Below are 16,036 nucleotides of genomic sequence, written 5' to 3'. Positions count from 1 at the left end.
GAATATATATCCGGCCGCTGCCGCCGGCTTCAGACAGTTATTGCTTATCGGAATAGTCATACCAGCCCTTGCCGGTCTTCTCACCGTATTCCCCCTTGACGTAATGCTCCACCACGCTGGGCGAAGGACGCTGGGCAGGATCGCCGGTGGCCTTGAAGCTTTCCATGGCCATGGTGTAGGCCAGGTCAATGCCTGTGAGATCGTTTAAACGGAAGGGCCCCATGGGATGGCCTGCGCCGTAGACGCAAGCTTTGTCAATGTCTTCGACAGAGGCAACGCCCATGTCCAGCAGCCATAGGGCTTCATGGTTAATTGCGCGGAATATGCGATTGAGCAGAAATCCGTCCACTTCCTTTTTCAGATGCACGGGGACCTTTTCCAGGTTCCGGCACAGATCCATGGAGATTTCCACTGTTTCATCGCCGGTATGGGGACCCTGGACCACTTCCACCAGTTTCATGACCAGGGCGGGATTGAAAAAATGCAAATTGCACACTTTTTCCGGCCGCTTTGTGGCATCAGCGATTTTGGAGCTGACAATAAAGGAGCTGTTGGTGGCCAGAATGGCATGCTCCGGCGTAATCCGGTCCAGGTCGGCAAAAATCTTTCTCTTCAGGTCCACCACCTCCAGCACGGCCTCAATCACATAATCGGCTTCTTTGGCTGCATCATCGAGGCTCTGGGTAAACCGAATGTTGTTCCTGGCCTGCATAGCCTGCTCCTCGGTGAGTTTGCCCTTTTTGACCCGGCCGGGCAGATACTTGTCTACAAAGGCCTCAGCCTTTTTGAGCACATCTTCCTTGACGTCGGTGCAGACGGTTTTATACCCCTTGATAGCGCACAGGGTGGCTATCTGATGCCCCATGTTGCCGGCCCCGACCACGGTAATGTTTTTTACGTCGTCAATGTTCATAATGCCTCCTTCTTCCATGTTTGCGGTTTATTGGGTTTTAGAAAAGATTTAATTTAAACAGCCAAAACTTCCATGGGTCAACAGTTTTGTTGATGAACATGAGCTAAAATATCTGAACAACCATTTCATTGAAAAAACCCTATATCAGCCTGTTTTTGAACGGACCTGCGCACCGGACTTGAAAATCGGCTGCTGTTAAGGTATTGATAAAAGGAAATAGCGTTAAACAGCAGGCCGCCGTTGCCAGAACGCCGGAGGCCCTTGCAGTTTTATACCGGACCGCCAGCAGCACAAGGAGAACTCATGAAGGAAAAAACCAGAGAAAATGTATACACGGCATTTATCGGCGAGGCCAAGGCCTATTTCAGGCTTCTGGCGTATGCTGAGAAAGCCGAGGAAGAAGAGGTCCCCCAGATTGCCCTTTTGTTCAGGGCCGTTGCCGAAGCCGAGCGGGTACATGCCACGCGCCATTTAAACCTGGTCAGGGATCTGCTGGTAAAGGACACGGATACCAACCTGCTCGATTCTTTTAAACGCGAGCAGTCCATCAGCGAAAACGAGTATCCGGAAATGATCAAGGCCGCCGAAGACGAGGGCGAAACCCAGGCCGCCACAACATTCGGCCAGGCCCGGGATGCCGAGGCCTATCATGCCAAACTCTATGAGCGCGCCCTTTATCAGGTCATCAAAAACACCGTCAAGGCCTATCAGGTCTGCCAGGTCTGCGGGTATGTCACAGACAAAAAAGCACCCGAGAAATGCCCGGTATGCGGGGCTCCCAGGGAAAAATTCAAGACCGTGGAATAAACACCCGGGACGAGCAAATCCAAAACATCCCCATGTGCGGGAGAAAGGCAGGATCCCATGACCATGATGAAAAAAATCCAATCCGCAGAACGCTTTATGGGTCGGCTCACCCATGGTGCGGATCTGCTCGATGAAATCACTGCCCTGTGCAGGGAAAAAAACATTCGCCTCGGGCGGCTGGAAGCCATCGGCGCAGTCCAGCGGGCCCGGCTGGCCTATTATGACCAGAAAACAAGGGAGTACCAGTTTTTCACCCTGGATCAGCCCCTTGAGATCGCAAAGCTTTCCGGCAACATATCCATAAAAGACGGACAGCCAATGGTCCATGCCCATGTCACTCTGGCTGACGGGGCCGGAAACGCTTACGGGGGCCACCTTGCCCAGGGCACCGTAATTTTTGCCTGCGAACTCATTATCGAGGGCTATGACGGGGCGATTTTTGAAAGAAAATATGACGAGGAAACCGGCCTTCCCCTTTGGTCCACAGATATGTAACCAGCGGCCAAAAAGCCCATAAAACACCAGCAGGCATGCCCCGGGCAGCCAGCCGGTGCCAGGAATGCCATGAGATTTGCCCTGTTTGCCCTTACCCTGACCGGCATCATGCTGATATCGCATTATGCGGTGTTCCGAAGCGCCATTTCCTTTTTTCAGATCAGCCGCCCCGGGTTCCGATACCTGTTGTATGCCGCCATGGTCCTGCTGAGTTTTTCTTTTATCAGCGCTTTTGTGGCCATCCACTGGCGGGAAAATCCGTGGACCATCGCTTATTACCGGTTTGCAGCAGTATGGACCGGTTTTTTGATCCACAGTCTGAGCGCTGCAGCCGCCGCCTGGATTCTGCTGGGCATCAGTCGACTGGCCGGGGTTGAGCTGCCGTCCAAAGGCATCGGCATGGTAATGCTGGCCCTTGCGGTCACGGCTTCGGGCTATGGCATCTGGGCGGCCTTTCATCCAGTTGTCCGTTACGTGTCCGTCCCGGTTGCCGAACTGCCCGAAGACTGGAAAAACACTAAAATAGCAGTGCTTTCCGACATGCACCTGGGCCTGATGAACCAGCAGGGATTTGCGCGGCGCACAGTCAATATTGTCAACAGCCTGCAGCCGGATCTGGTGCTGATCACCGGAGATCTTGTCGACGGCATGGGCGGGGCCTATAAAGACAACCTCAAACCCCTAAACGACCTGCAAGCCCGGCACGGCGTGTTTTTTGTCACAGGCAACCACGAGCATTACGTGGGCATTGAAAAATCATTGCGTCTGATCCAAAACACACCCCTTCGGATTCTCCACAATGAAGCCGTGGCCATCAGCGGGCTTGAACTCGTGGGCGTCAGCTACCCGGGCATCGCTGCTGTTGCCGGTCTGGGCAATTTTGCAAGGGAAAAAACACCCGGGACGTTACGGATTGTAATGTTTCATACACCCACGGAAATGGGTATTCATAAAGACTCCCTCCGGGATCGCCACATGGCCAACTACTGGAGGCCGGATACGCGCTTTATCACCAACCGCGAACTCAACGCGGATCTTCAGGTATCCGGCCACACGCATGGCGGGCAGATTTTTCCCCTGCAGTTTCTGACCCGCTGGCTTTACCGGGGCCATGATTACGGGCTAAAAAAAATCAACGGGTTATACCTCTACACCACCTCCGGTATCGGCTCCTGGGGCCCGCCCATGCGAACCGCCGGCCGGCCGGAAATTGCCGTAATCCGGCTTGTTAAAAAAATGGAAAAATGATACAGGACAAGAAATGACAATCAATCAGCGCATATACCAGTACGCAGCCGGTACAGCCCCAGCCCATCAAATAAAAGATGTACGCATCGGGCTGGGATATACTGCAGTGATGATCGAAAACGGCCGGACCGGCCTTGCAGCCACGCCCAAAACCCATCTGCACAAGGGATGCACGGTGTTTACCGGCATGCTCCCCCTGATTGACAAAAATGCAGACCAGCTGCTGGCCCTTGTCAATTCCGATGATCCCATTGAAACCGCCGTGGGGCTGGCCACAGCCAACGCCCTGGTCAACACCCCCAATACCGATCTGGACACCGGGGATGTGCTGACCAAAATCCGGGTCACAAGCAGTGACCGGGTGGCCATGGTGGGTCATTTTGCCCCTCTGGTCAAGCCGCTCCGGGATACAGGCGCGGAACTCAATATATTTGAGCAGATTGCCGCACCCGCCCAGGGTATGCGCCCGTCATCGGAAATCCCTCAAAAGCTGCCCGAGTGCACGGTCTGTTTTCTCACCGCCACATCCATTATCAATCACAGCTTTGATGATCTCATCGGCCACACGCGCAACTGCCGGGAGGTCATCGTGCTGGGGGCCTCAACACCCCTGATCACCGAAATCTTTGCAGACACCCCGATTACCGGACTTTCCGGCGTCATTGTCACCAGGCCTGAAGAACTTCTCCACATTGTCAGCGCAGGCGGGGGCATGCGCCGGTTTAAAGGTGTTATTGAAAAAGTCAACCGCCCGGCCTGCAAACCCAAGCAACCTTTGTTGTAAACAGGAAAGCCCGTCTTTTTGTCCCGCCGAATCCGAACATGGCTTGAAAACAACCTGATTTCCAGGGACCGGCTCCGGGGCGAACGCATTCATAAAATGCTCGGAGAGCGCCTCTTTGCAAGGGAGATCTGGCACATTGACCGCTATACCATTTCCGGCGGACTGGCCCTGGGCCTGTTTGTGGCCTTTACGCCCACCATTCCCTTTCAGATGATCATTGCCGCATTTTGCGCCCTCTGGCTGCGCGTCAACCTGCCCGTGGCCCTGGCTGCCTGCTGGATCACCAATCCCCTGACCATTATTTTCTTTTACAAAATGGCCTATAACATCGGCTACCACAGCCTGGGCAAACTGCCGTGGATCTTTTCGGGTCTTGTGGAAAAAGAGCAGCTGGGCATCCGGGATATTTTCACCAAAGCCGTCTACCTGTGGACAGGCGGTATGTTGCTCGGATCTGTTGCCGCCCTGGCCGGTTACGGATTTGTCCGAATTGCCTGGTATCTTGCATCCCGGAAAGAAAAAAAATAACTTCCCGCATCTTTTGCACAAATTGCCCCACCCTGGTTTGACACGATTTTGGACGGCTGTTATGATCAATATGATACGTTCATAACCCATACACCCCAATGCCGGGACAGACGCCATGGCGGAACACCTGTATCTGCAAAACACCATGACCGGGAGAAAACAGCGGTTTGATCCCCGCCATGGGGACAAAGAAGTCAAGCTGTTTACCTGCGGGCCGTCCATATACAACTGGCCCCATATCGGCAACTATCGCACCTTTCTGTTTGAAGACATTCTCCAGCGTTACCTGCAATACCAGGGATACACGGTAAACCGGCTGATCAACTTCACGGACATGGAAGACAAGGCCATTTTCCGGGCCAATGAACTGGGCATCAGCCTCGGAGAACTCACTGGCTCGGTGGCCAACCGGTTTTTGGAAGACTGCCGGCAGCTCAACATCGGCCTTCCCGAAACCATTGCCCGTTCCACCACCTGCGTGGATCAGGCTGTGTTTTTAATCCAGCGGCTGCTCGAAAACAGCACCGCCTATTTCCACAAAAGTGATGTTTTTTTTGATCCCCTGAAATTCAAGGGGTTCGGCCGGCTCTACGGCCTGGACATGTCCAGGTGGCCGGCCCGAAAAATGCGGTTCAGAAAAGACACCTACCCGGGCCAGCGCTGGAACCTGGGCGATTTTATCCTTTGGAAGGCCTGGCGGAAATCTGACGGGGATATCTTCTGGCAGACGCCACTGGGAAAGGGGCGGCCCGCATGGAACGTTCAGGACCCGGCCATGATCACCGAGCATCTCGGCTATGAACTCGATATCTGCTGCGGAGGCATTGACAACATTTACCGCCACCATGACTACAACATCGCCGTGGTGGAAGGAGTATCGGGCAAAACCCTGGCCCCTTTCTGGCTCCATGCCGGTCACGTGCGCATCCAGGGCGCCAAGATGTCCAAAAGCCGGGGCAACATCGTTTATGTCACAGACCTGCACAACCAGGGCTACCATCCCCGCCACATCCGCTTTTTCCTGATTAACGGCCGATACCGGGACAATCTGAACATGACCCGGGACCAGCTGGACCTGGCCCGGGGCCGGGTGGAAACGTTTCGGGAAATGGCCGCGCGGTTAACAGCCCAGACAAAATTTGCCGCCGCATCAGATCCCGAAGCCAGGACCCTGGTCCGGGACCTGCAAACCGGTTTTGAAAAATCCATGAATGATGACTTAAATGTCAAAGACGCCTTTGACAGCCTCTACACCACCCTCAGCGGCCTGGCCGAAAAAGCCGCAGCCGGACACCTTGCCCAAAAGGACGCACAAACCGCCCACAGCCGCCTCCGGGCCATCGACCGGGTGCTGCACCTGCTCTGAAAACCTGCTGCCCCTCCCCCTTCTAAGTAAGTTCAAAAAAGTTGCTGCTAATGCTTGGTTCTATAATTTTGGCATGATGCCGGCCCGGTGGCGGTTTGCTCCCTGCTGACCGCTTGCGCGCTCAATGCGACTCGCAAACCACCCCCGCCCCGGCTCATGGCCAGTGCTCTGGAAATATGTGCCAGAAACTGTTTTTTACCGGGATGTTCCTTGAATTTGAATGCCGATATAAACTGATCGGTATGGAGTGGTGTTTTACAGCGTTATCGGATTTGGACGCGGGTGCCAAGGACGCCGAAGGGCGGGGGCGGGTTTTTGAAGCGACATTGAGGGTTTTTGCGGGAAAATTCAGCCAAAGTCTGTGCCGGAAAAATTTCAAACTGCTTGAAACCGTGAGCCATTGGCTAAATCCGCAAAAACGATCAGGAGCAAAAAACCCACCCCCGCCCTTCGGACGTCCTTCCTGACAAACTTCCAGGCGACCTGAAAAGCTTTTATGACAGGAAAAACCCGACGGCTACAACATCATCCGGGACGATGGTCTTCCGTTGGGCTCAGGCCGGATTGTCGCCGCCCGGGTCCGGGGGATCCATGCCCCGGGCCCGGGTGATTTTGCGCACCCCGTATTTTTCCCAGATGGCATCCATGGCTGTATCGATCTTTTCCCATTTGTCATGCAAAGACCCGTTTTCTGCAAACAGGGACTGCTGCACCGGCGTGCGCTCATCTGCCAGGTCCGCCGCTCCCAGCCCCACCAGGCGCACGGGTTTGTCAAAACTGTAGGCATCCAGCAGGTCCGCGCCGGTGCGGTATAACACGGCCGAGCAGTTGCCCCTTTGGCCCAGGGGCGCCTGGCGGGTGACCTGGGTGAAATCCGAATGCTTGATCTTGATGAAAACGGTTTTGGCCCGCAGGCGGTGACGCCGCAGCTGCCGGCCCACATCTTCGGCATGGGCCAGAAGATGCGTTTTCAATTCATTTTTATCCCGGGTATCAGCGGCCAGGGTCTGTTCGGAACTAACGGATTTCACCGGCCGCACCGCGCTGACCCGGCTGCGGTCAACACCGGTTGAAAGCTCATGGAGCCGTGTGCCGAAACTGCCCAGATGCCGGACCAAAACAGCCTTGTCATAGCCGGCCGCATCTCCCAGGGTAGAAATGCCCATACGCTGCAGTTTTTCCCGGGCCACCTGTCCGACACCGGGCACTTTCTGCACTGGCAGGCTATAAATGAAATCGGCTGTTTGTTTTTCAGAAATCACCACCAGGCCGTCGGGCTTTTCCAGATCCGATGCGATCTTGGAGAGAAACTTCAGGGGCGTGATGCCCACCGAGCAGGTAAGGCCCGTGTCCTGCCGGACGGCCTGCTTGATCTTTGCGCCGATGGATTGCGGATCTCCCAGAAGACGGCCGCAACCGGTGATATCCAGATAGGCCTCGTCTATGGACACCGGCTCCACCAGCGGGGAAAATCCGGACAAAACATCCATGACCCGCCTGGAGATCTCCTTGTACCGCCAGGGCCGGGGGGCGAGAAACACCCCTTCAGCACACAGGCGGCGGGCCCGGTACATGGGCATGGCCGAGCGCACCCCGAATTTTCTGGCCTCGTAGCTGGCCGCAGACACCACCCCCCGGTCCGAGATCCCGCCCACGATCACGCACCTGCCGGCCAGCGCAGAATCATCTTTTTTTTCCACTGACGCGAAAAACGCGTCCATGTCCACGTGAACAATCATGGCTGAAATTTTTATTTTTTCCTCATATCAATCCGCAAACAACGGGACGCGGGCAAACTTTGCCACGTCCACCAATCCCTTGTCCGTAAGCCGCAGATCCGGGATCACGGGCAGGGCCAGAAAGGAAAGCGCCATAAACGGATCCGCCAATGTACAGCCCAGGTCTGCGGCCGCCTGGTTGAGTTTTCCGATCCCGCCCTGCACCCCAGAAAGGGGTTGATCTGACATGAGACCGGCAATGGGAAGGGCCAAAGACGCGGCCGTCCTTTGATCCGCGGCCACGGCCAATCCCCCGCCCATGTCAATGACGGCCCTGACAGCAGCCCGGATGTCTGCGTCATCCACACCTGCGGCAATGATATTATGGGAATCGTGGGCCACGCTGCCGGCAATGGCCCCGGAGCGCAGCCCAAAGCCGGAGACAAACCCCAGGCCGATATTACCGGTGGCCTTGTGCCGCTCCGCCACAGCCAGCTTGATCAGATCCCGGCCCGGATCAGACACGGCATGGCCGTCTTTTATCCGGGCATCCAGGATCCGGCCCTGTGTGGTGATCTGGCCCGGGCAGAGACCAATCACCCGGAGCTTTCGGCCCCGGGCGGGGATTGCAAAATCCGGATCGGAATCGCCCACATTCATGGAATCCGGATAACTGGCGGGTTCAGCCCCGGGATCGGGAAAAACCGCCTCCCCGTTTTCTGCCGCCAGAATCCCGGCGCAATAAACCGAAGAAACGTCAAAATCCTCCAGATCCGGCACCACCACCAGATCGGCCCGCCGGCCCGGAGCAATGGCCCCCAGTCGGTGCAGGCCGAAATAGGCAGCCGGGCTGACGGTGGCCAGAGACACGGCCGTGACCGGATCAAGGCCCCTTCCCACGGCCCGCCTGATAATATGGTCAATGCTGCCCTGATTTAAAAGATCCTGGGGATGGCGGTCATCTGTGCACCACATGATCCGACCGGCGGTTTTGTCATTGACAATCGGCAGCAGGTCATCAAGATTTTTTGCGCCCGTGGCCTCCCGGATCATGATGTGCATACCCAGGCTGAGCTTTTCCATGGCCTCTGCAGCAGACACGCATTCATGGTCGCTTGTCATGCCCGCGGCCAGGTAGGCCGCCAGGTCCTTTCCCGAAAGCCCCGGGGCATGCCCCTCCACAGATTTGTGATGATCCGCCGCCGCTCGGATTTTCTCCAGGACCCTGGCATCGGCGTTGATCACTCCGGGAAAGTTCATCATCTCGCCCAGACCCAGAACCCGCGGATGGGACAAAAGGGGCATGAGACTGCCGGCGTCGAGCACCGCACCTGCGGTTTCCATGTCTGTTGCCGGCACGCATGAAGGCAGGGTAAAATAGATATTCATGGGCTGTTTTTCGGCCGCCGCCAGCATGTAGGCAATGCCGTCGGTGCCCATGACATTGGCGATTTCATGGGGATCTGCCACAACCGTGGTCACCCCGCGGGGCAAAACCGACCGCACAAATTGCGAAACACTGGTCATGGCGCTTTCAATGTGTACATGGGCATCAACGAGGCCGGGGCACACATAAGCATTGCTGACCGAAACAATCTGCCGGGCCGGATAGTCGCCGATACCGGCAATATATCCGTCTTTTATGGCAATGCTGCCATTGGAGATCTGCCCGGAAAACACGTTGACAATGCGGGCGTCTGTGATCAGCAGATCTGCGGGTACTGCACCCCGGGCTGCAGCAATCAGGGCGGAAATGTCCATGAGATTCCTCTATTGGTGGTGTTTATCGGTTTTCGCCACCTTTTGGCCAATGCGGCTGACTTCTGCCATGACCGCTGTAACATCCATGTCCACCAGCCGACCGCGTTCCACCAGGAGCTGCCCGTCAACCAGCACATGGGAGACATCTGCGCCGCGGACAGCGTAAACCAGATGGGATTCCGGGTGATACAAGGGACACAGATGCGGCTGGCGGGTGTCAATGACAATGAGATCAGCAGCCTTGCCCGGCTCCACTGAGCCGATGAGATGACCCAGGCCCAGGCTTTCCGCCCCCTGTATGGTGGCCATGCGAACCACGGTTTCGGCATCCATCACGATGGGGTCCATGGCCGAGACCTTGTGGAGTTTTGCGGCATACTCCATGATTTCAAACATGTCCAGGTTGTTGTTGCTGGCACAGCCATCTGTTCCCAACCCCGCGCAAATACCGGCGGCCAGCATGGCCGGCACAGGTGCGATGCCAGAGGCCAGTTTCATGTTGCTTTCGGGATTGTGGCTGACTTTTGTGCCCGTGTCCTGAAAAATGGCAATATCTTCAGGGCTGAGCCACACGCAGTGAGACGCCAGGGTGTTTGGGCCCAGGACCCCCAGATCCGCCAGATAGGCCGCCACGGACCGGAGTTGGCCGATACCGGTGTTTTCCCCCTCGTTTCGGGTCTCTGCCACGTGGATCTGGAAAAGCACCCCTGCTTTGTCTGCGGCCTGTTTTGCCCGCTGCAGGGTGCGCACCGAGCAGGTGTAGGGGGAATGGCAGAAAATCGACGGAGAGATTCGGGCATTTTTGCCCTTCCATTGGTTCACAAACGCCTGGGCCGTGTCTATGTTTTTTTCCGGTTCCGGGCAGTCAGGGGCCGGAAAATCAATGACACCCTGGCCGAGCACAGCCCGGATCCCGGCTTTAGCAACCGCTTCGGCCACAAAATTTTCATAAAAATAACCATCGCAACAGGCGGTGGTACCGGACAACAGCATTTCCGCACATGACAGCAGGGTGGCCGCCTGCACGGTGTCCGGATGGATATGGGCGGCCTCGGCCGGGAAAATATGGCTGGTGAGCCATTTGTCCAGGACCAGGTCATCGGCCAGGCCCCGGAACAAAGACATGGGAAGATGCGTGTGGGTGTTGACAAGCCCCGGCATCACAATGCCGCCGCAGGCATCAATGACCTGCCGGGCTCCGGCGGGATTGCCGGCCCCATCAGAACCCACAAAATCAATTCGCCCGTCTTTTATGGCCACTGCCCCGTTTTCAATGATTTCAAAATCCGGGTTTACCGTAACCACCACGGCATTGCGGATCAAAATATCAGCCGCCTGCCCCAAAAACGCCTCCTTTGTATCACTGACGAAAGTGGAAGATTATCGCTCAAAACACCTTGTCTGTAACCGCAAAAAAATTACTGTTAATGCCCGGTCCCCGGCTTCGGCCCAGGTAAAACCCTTCCAAGGAAGCCCTGCGGTCGGGGTCGGTTTTTGAAGCGACATTGAGCGTTTACGGAAAAATTCAGCAAATGCCGGAGCGTAAAAATTTCAAACTGTCTGAGGCCGGCAGGCCGAGTTTGTAAATTTGAGCGAAGGCATTTGATGAATCCGTAAACGATCAGGACCAAAAAAACCGACCCCGACTGCAGGGCTTCCTTCCTGACAAGGATCAAACCATATAAAACCTTCTTGCCATTCTGTCAAAGCCGATTTCATCCGTACTTTCTTATCTAAAATGAAATCCATTCTGCTTTCAATACAAAATTCCGCTTTTCCCTGGAATTGTTGAAGTTATCCGGCCAGGGAACGCATGCAAACCAACGCTGAAAGATTGCGGGCCTGGCCAACCTGTTCTGGCATTGGGAAAGGGTTTCTGTTAAATTTAACCTCGCTCAAAATGATCACAGAGCCAAGGAATCGACTTCCATGGAAATCTCTTTTTTACGCTATACCAATATTGTACTCCGTTACCCTGACGGCGAAACGGAAAAGCGGGTTTCCGAACGGAAATTGAGGCTCCAGGAGGCTCCTGAAACGAGGAAACTTGCTTTTTCGTGCCGCCGATCAGCCAGGGCGCTTATGGATTTCCTTTCTTCATAAAAACCGCTGCAGCGGAATAAACAACTTCCAAGGAAGTCCAAGGGCGGGGTCGGTTTTTGAAGCGACATTGAGCGTTTACGAAAAAATTCAGCAAATGCCGGAGCGTAAAAATTTCAAACTGTTTGAGGCCGAAAGGCCGAGTTTGTAAATTTTAGCGAAGGCATTGGCTGAATCCGTAAACGGTCAGGAGCGAAAAAACCGACCCCGACCGCAGGGCTTCCTTCCTGAAAAAACAGCGGGCGCGGTAAACAGCTTTTTACGAAACCTTTAAGGATTGCAGCATGAAAAACCCGTTAACAGCACAGCACCGGCAGATGAATGAGCAGTTTGAAGCCATTGTGGCGCAAATCAGCCAGGTGATGCTCGGCAAGGAGTCCCAGGTGCGCCTTGCCCTGACCTGCCTGTTTGCCGAGGGCCACCTTTTGATCGAGGATCTGCCGGGCATCGGCAAAACCACCCTGGCCAAGGTCCTGGCCAAATGCCTGGGACTGGAGTTCCAGCGCCTGCAGTTTACAAGCGACATGCTGCCCGGCGACATCCTGGGGGTATCCATATTCGACCAGAAAACCGGGCTCTTTCATTTTCACCGGGGACCGGTTTTCACCCAGGTGCTGCTGGCAGACGAAATCAACCGGACTACGCCTAAAACCCAGAGCGCACTGCTCGAAGCCATGGAAGAAGGCCAGGTCTCCTTTGAGGGCAAAACCCGGCGCCTGGAGCCGCCCTTTTTCGTCATTGCCACCCAGAATCCCCTGGAATACGCGGGCACGTTCCCCCTGCCCGAATCCCAGCTCGACCGCTTCCTGATGCGCATCGAGATCGGCTATCCCAGCCGGGCCGCGGAAAAACAGATCCTCAAAGGCCAGGGCACGCAGGACGCGCTGGAAACCATTGAGGCAAATATGAACAAAGACGATGTGCGGGCCATCCAGAAAAAGATCAAAAACGTGCACACCTCTGACACCTTTGTGGACTATGTCCGGGAAATCCTGTATTTCACCCGCACCAGCGACCATTTTCACGTGGGTCTTTCCCCCCGGGCCGGGCTGGCCATGATCCGGGCCGCCTGCTCCTGGGCCTGGCTGCATGGCCGGGATTATGCCCTGCCCGAAGATCTCCAGCAGATCCTGCCCTGGGTGGCCGGCCACCGGCTGCGATCCGGACAGGACCGCACGGAAATCGGCAGAAACCGGTTAATGGAAATTCTGGCTGAAATCCCGGTGCCGCTTTGAAATGGCCTTTTTTTGAAAAATTTTTAAATCCCGCTTCCGTCCGGCACCTGCCCTGAACCGTGGCCCGGAAAAACACCTATATTCTGCCCACCCGGCACGGACTGATGTTTCTGCTGGTGCTGGCGGCCATGCTGGCCGGCTCCATTAATTACAACAACAACCTCGGTTTTTTGCTGGTGTTTCTGCTCGGGTCCATGGCGGTTGTGTCCATGGTCCACACTCACCGCAACCTGAAGGGGTTAAAAATTTTATCTGTTTCCGCCCGCCCTGTTTTTGCACAGGAAACAGCCGTGTTTGTCTTTCTAATATCGCCGGAAGGCCGCCGGCGAAACGCCCTGGAATTTTTTTTTGAAAACCCGGGCTCCGCTATTGAAAACCTGAGCCCGGATGCCGAGGCCCGCATTTCGGTCAGGGTGGCCGCCCCAAAACGGGGGCTGCTCGTCCCGGGTCCCCTGACCGTGTCCACTTGCTTTCCCCTGGGCCTTTTTTATGCATGGACCCGGGTTCGGCTCAATTGTTTCTGCACAGTTTATCCCAACCCCATTGCCGCGGCATTTGAATTCAGTGAAATTGCAGAAGGGGGAACAAACCAGGACTCCGCGCCGCTGCTGTCCGGAACAGACGATTTTCTGGGCCTGAAAGTCTATCAGCCGGGTGACCCGGTCCGCCGGATTTCGTGGAAGGCCCTGTCCCGGGGCCAGGGTCTGTTTACCAAGGAATTTGCCGGCCACGGCCGCAGCAACATGGTGTTTGACTATGAACAAATGACCGGCCCGGACACGGAAACACGATTGTCTCAGCTCTGCGACCTGGTGCGCAGAGCTGCGGACGCAAACATGGAATACGGCCTGAACCTGCCCGGATCCTTTATCGCACCGGGCAGCGGCAGGGACCACCGCCACAGGTGCTTAAAAGCCCTTGCCCTGTTTGGAATCAATCAGGAGCCCCGGGACAAATGAATACGGAAAAAAAATACCTTCCTGCACTGATAGCCGCACTGGCTGCGGCCATCCTGCCCCACACCCTGCAGATGGCCCCCTGGATAACCGCGTGGTGTGCTGCCATGTGGGCATATCTGCTGTTATGCATGAGAACCGGCTGGCCCCAACCCGGGCGCAGGGTGCGGATTCTGCTTTCTGTGGCCGGCATAGCCGGTCTTGTGGCCACCTACGGCATCGGGTTCGGCTCAGATGCATTCGTGGGCCTGCTGGCAGTGATGGCTGCGTTAAAACCTTTTGAAATCAGCACCCACCGGGACCGGATGATTACCGTATTTATCGCCTACTTTATCATCATCAGCAGCCTGCTGCGATCCGAGACCTTTGCCATTACCCTGTATATGTTTTTTTCTGTGCTGCTGACCACAGCCGCCCTGGTGCGCATCAATGATCCGCTTGGCGCGTATAAAACAAGCGCCCGGCGAGCAGGCCTTGTCATGGCCCAGGCATTGCCCCTTATGATTTTGCTCTTTCTGCTGTTTCCCCGCCTGGAAGGCAGTCTGGTGGGGTTTTCACAAACCAATCTGGGCCAAACCGGATTTTCCGATCAACTCAGCCCGGGATCAGTGGCAAACCTGGTGCAAAACAACGATCCGGCCTTTCGCGCGCAGTTTGACGGCCCGGTGATTCTTCCGGAGCAGCGATACTGGCGTGGGGTTGTGTTTTCACGATTTGACGGCCGGGCCTGGCACAGTGCAGACCGGGTCCCGAAACTGAATCAATCCATCCAGGGCGGCGATTCAGTGGAATACACCATTTCCCTTGAGCCCCACAACCAGCAATGGGTCTTTGCCCTGGATCTGCCCGCAAAGGCCCCTTCGCGCCGGACGACCCTGAAGCGCGATTTCACGGTTGTGTCCAGGCGCAGCATCACCCGCAAGCGCAGATACCAAATGCGTTCCTATACCCGGTATAACACCGCCACGGTGGATTACGGGGTCAAAGACGCCCTGAACCTGCCGCAAGAAACCAACCCCCGGGCCCGGGACCTGGCTGCGGACCTGGCGGAAAATTCCACGGGATTTGGGGAAATTGTCGAAAATGCACTTTCTTTTCTCAGGGACAACAACTTTGCCTACACCCTGCAGCCCCCGCTTTTGGGACATAATCCGGTTGACGATTTCCTGTTTGAATCCCGCAAGGGCTATTGCGAGCATTATGCATCCGCCTTTGCCTTTCTGATGCGGGCAGCCGGGGTGCCGGCGCGCATTGTGGGCGGATACCTGGGCGGCCAGGTCAATCCCTGGGCGCAATACCTGATTATCCGGCAGTCTGACGCCCATGTCTGGGTGGAGGTGTGGTATCCGGAAAACGGATGGACCCGGGTGGATCCCACCCTTGAAGTGGCGCCGGAACGCCTGGACCAGGGGGCTGCCGGCTCGCTTCAGCCCGGGGAGCTGGGAGGAAATTTTGCCCGCAAATACTTACGACCCATTACCTCGTTTATTGACCAGGTCCGGCTCGGCTGGGACGCCATGGGCCTTCAATGGGAGGCTTGGTTTTCGGCTTATTCCAAACAGCAGCAACAGGACCTGCTAAAAGCCCTGGGCATTGACACCCGATCCTGGAAAGGCCCTTTTCTAATGCTCCTGGCGGCCGCAGCCGGCGCAGCAGGCCTGTTTTGGCTCCACGCCCGGTTGCAAAACCGGGCCGCCCGAAAAAAAACAGCGCCAGAAGCCCGGTATTATGAAAAATTCTGCTCAAAAATGGCCCGGGTCGCCATTGTCCGGCCACAACACATGGGCCCCCTCGAATTCGCCGAATATATTGCGGAAAAACGCCCGGATCTGGAAAAACCCGTGCATGAAATCACCCGCCTTTATATCGCCCTTCGTTACCGGCCGGCAGCAGGGCAAAACACCCGCAAACAATTCATCGCCAAAATCCGGGCCTTTGACCCGGCAAAAGACAAGCCGCCTGTCTAAAGTTTTGTCTGAAAACCGGAAATCCAAAACAACCGTTTGAGCGTGGGCTATGGGGTGGTGCCGCCCTGGCGTTCGCGCACTCGGGCCGGGCAGTTCTAAGGCTTGCTTCGCTGCGGCCGAAGTAATTCGGCCGCGGCCGCTCCGCTTCGCCAAGAACT

Annotated in this window: 13 protein-coding genes; 9 read left to right on the top strand and 4 right to left on the bottom strand. The window is 56.0% G+C overall.

Annotated elements, in window-relative coordinates:
• Nucleotides 1-37: 37 nt before the first annotated feature.
• Nucleotides 38-913 carry a 3-hydroxyacyl-CoA dehydrogenase family protein gene (locus HNR65_RS10000; protein WP_181551368.1) on the bottom strand — a complete coding sequence of 292 codons (876 nt, stop codon included), beginning with the start codon at nt 911-913 and terminating at the stop codon, nt 38-40.
• A 303-nt stretch (nt 914-1,216) separates the two neighbouring features.
• Here HNR65_RS10000 and HNR65_RS18165 point away from each other — a divergent pair, with 303 nt between their 5' ends.
• The 6 genes from HNR65_RS18165 to HNR65_RS09970 all read left to right on the top strand — a co-directional run bounded on the left by HNR65_RS18165 (nt 1,217) and on the right by HNR65_RS09970 (nt 6,141).
• Nucleotides 1,217-1,720, top strand: a complete 504-nt coding sequence (locus HNR65_RS18165) for a rubrerythrin family protein (RefSeq protein WP_181551367.1) — start codon at nt 1,217-1,219, stop codon at nt 1,718-1,720.
• Nucleotides 1,721-1,783: 63 nt separating this feature from the next.
• The gene (locus HNR65_RS09990; RefSeq protein ID WP_181551366.1) at nt 1,784-2,215 is read left to right on the top strand and encodes a PPC domain-containing DNA-binding protein; all 432 of its coding nucleotides are present in this window, start codon (nt 1,784-1,786) and stop codon (nt 2,213-2,215) included.
• Nucleotides 2,216-2,284: 69 nt separating this feature from the next.
• The gene (locus HNR65_RS09985) at nt 2,285-3,463 is read left to right on the top strand and encodes a metallophosphoesterase (protein WP_181551365.1); all 1,179 of its coding nucleotides are present in this window, start codon (nt 2,285-2,287) and stop codon (nt 3,461-3,463) included.
• Between the two features lie 13 nt (nt 3,464-3,476).
• Nucleotides 3,477-4,247, top strand: a complete 771-nt coding sequence (locus HNR65_RS09980; protein WP_181551364.1) for a DUF364 domain-containing protein — start codon at nt 3,477-3,479, stop codon at nt 4,245-4,247.
• A gap of 18 nt (nt 4,248-4,265) precedes the next feature.
• Entirely contained in the window at nt 4,266-4,775 is a 510-nt protein-coding gene (locus HNR65_RS09975; protein ID WP_181551363.1) for a DUF2062 domain-containing protein, read from the top strand.
• A 115-nt stretch (nt 4,776-4,890) separates the two neighbouring features.
• Nucleotides 4,891-6,141: a class I tRNA ligase family protein gene (locus tag HNR65_RS09970; RefSeq protein ID WP_181551362.1), complete on the top strand. Its 1,251-nt coding sequence runs from the start codon at nt 4,891-4,893 to the stop codon at nt 6,139-6,141.
• 554 nt (nt 6,142-6,695) lie between these two features.
• Here the strand turns inward: HNR65_RS09970 and dinB are convergent.
• The 3 genes from dinB to HNR65_RS09955 are packed head-to-tail and all read right to left on the bottom strand — an operon-like array spanning nt 6,696 to nt 10,964.
• Nucleotides 6,696-7,880, bottom strand: a complete 1,185-nt coding sequence (dinB, locus tag HNR65_RS09965; protein ID WP_181551361.1) for a DNA polymerase IV — start codon at nt 7,878-7,880, stop codon at nt 6,696-6,698.
• Nucleotides 7,881-7,907: 27 nt separating this feature from the next.
• Complete coding sequence (gene ade, locus HNR65_RS09960; RefSeq protein WP_181551360.1) at nt 7,908-9,620, bottom strand: adenine deaminase; 1,713 nt, start codon at nt 9,618-9,620, stop codon at nt 7,908-7,910.
• A gap of 9 nt (nt 9,621-9,629) precedes the next feature.
• Entirely contained in the window at nt 9,630-10,964 is a 1,335-nt protein-coding gene (locus HNR65_RS09955) for an amidohydrolase (protein ID WP_181551359.1), read from the bottom strand.
• 1,040 nt (nt 10,965-12,004) lie between these two features.
• Between HNR65_RS09955 and HNR65_RS09950 the strand changes: the two genes are divergently transcribed.
• From HNR65_RS09950 to HNR65_RS09940, 3 genes are read left to right on the top strand one after another with little or no spacing between them, the layout of a single operon-like run.
• The gene (locus tag HNR65_RS09950; RefSeq protein WP_232364741.1) at nt 12,005-12,955 is read left to right on the top strand and encodes an AAA family ATPase; all 951 of its coding nucleotides are present in this window, start codon (nt 12,005-12,007) and stop codon (nt 12,953-12,955) included.
• Nucleotides 12,956-13,014: 59 nt separating this feature from the next.
• Nucleotides 13,015-13,914: a DUF58 domain-containing protein gene (locus HNR65_RS09945; protein WP_181551358.1), complete on the top strand. Its 900-nt coding sequence runs from the start codon at nt 13,015-13,017 to the stop codon at nt 13,912-13,914.
• Nucleotides 13,911-15,878 (top strand): transglutaminase TgpA family protein, encoded by a 1,968-nt coding sequence (locus tag HNR65_RS09940; protein ID WP_181551357.1) that lies wholly within the window; start codon nt 13,911-13,913, stop codon nt 15,876-15,878. The genes HNR65_RS09945 and HNR65_RS09940 overlap by 4 nt, the downstream gene beginning before the upstream one ends.
• Nucleotides 15,879-16,036: the final 158 nt, after the last annotated feature.

This window comes from Desulfosalsimonas propionicica, assembly GCF_013761005.1.
Lineage (GTDB): Bacteria > Desulfobacterota > Desulfobacteria > Desulfobacterales > Desulfosalsimonadaceae > Desulfosalsimonas > Desulfosalsimonas propionicica.
This window is presented reverse-complemented; position numbering and strand designations above follow the sequence as displayed.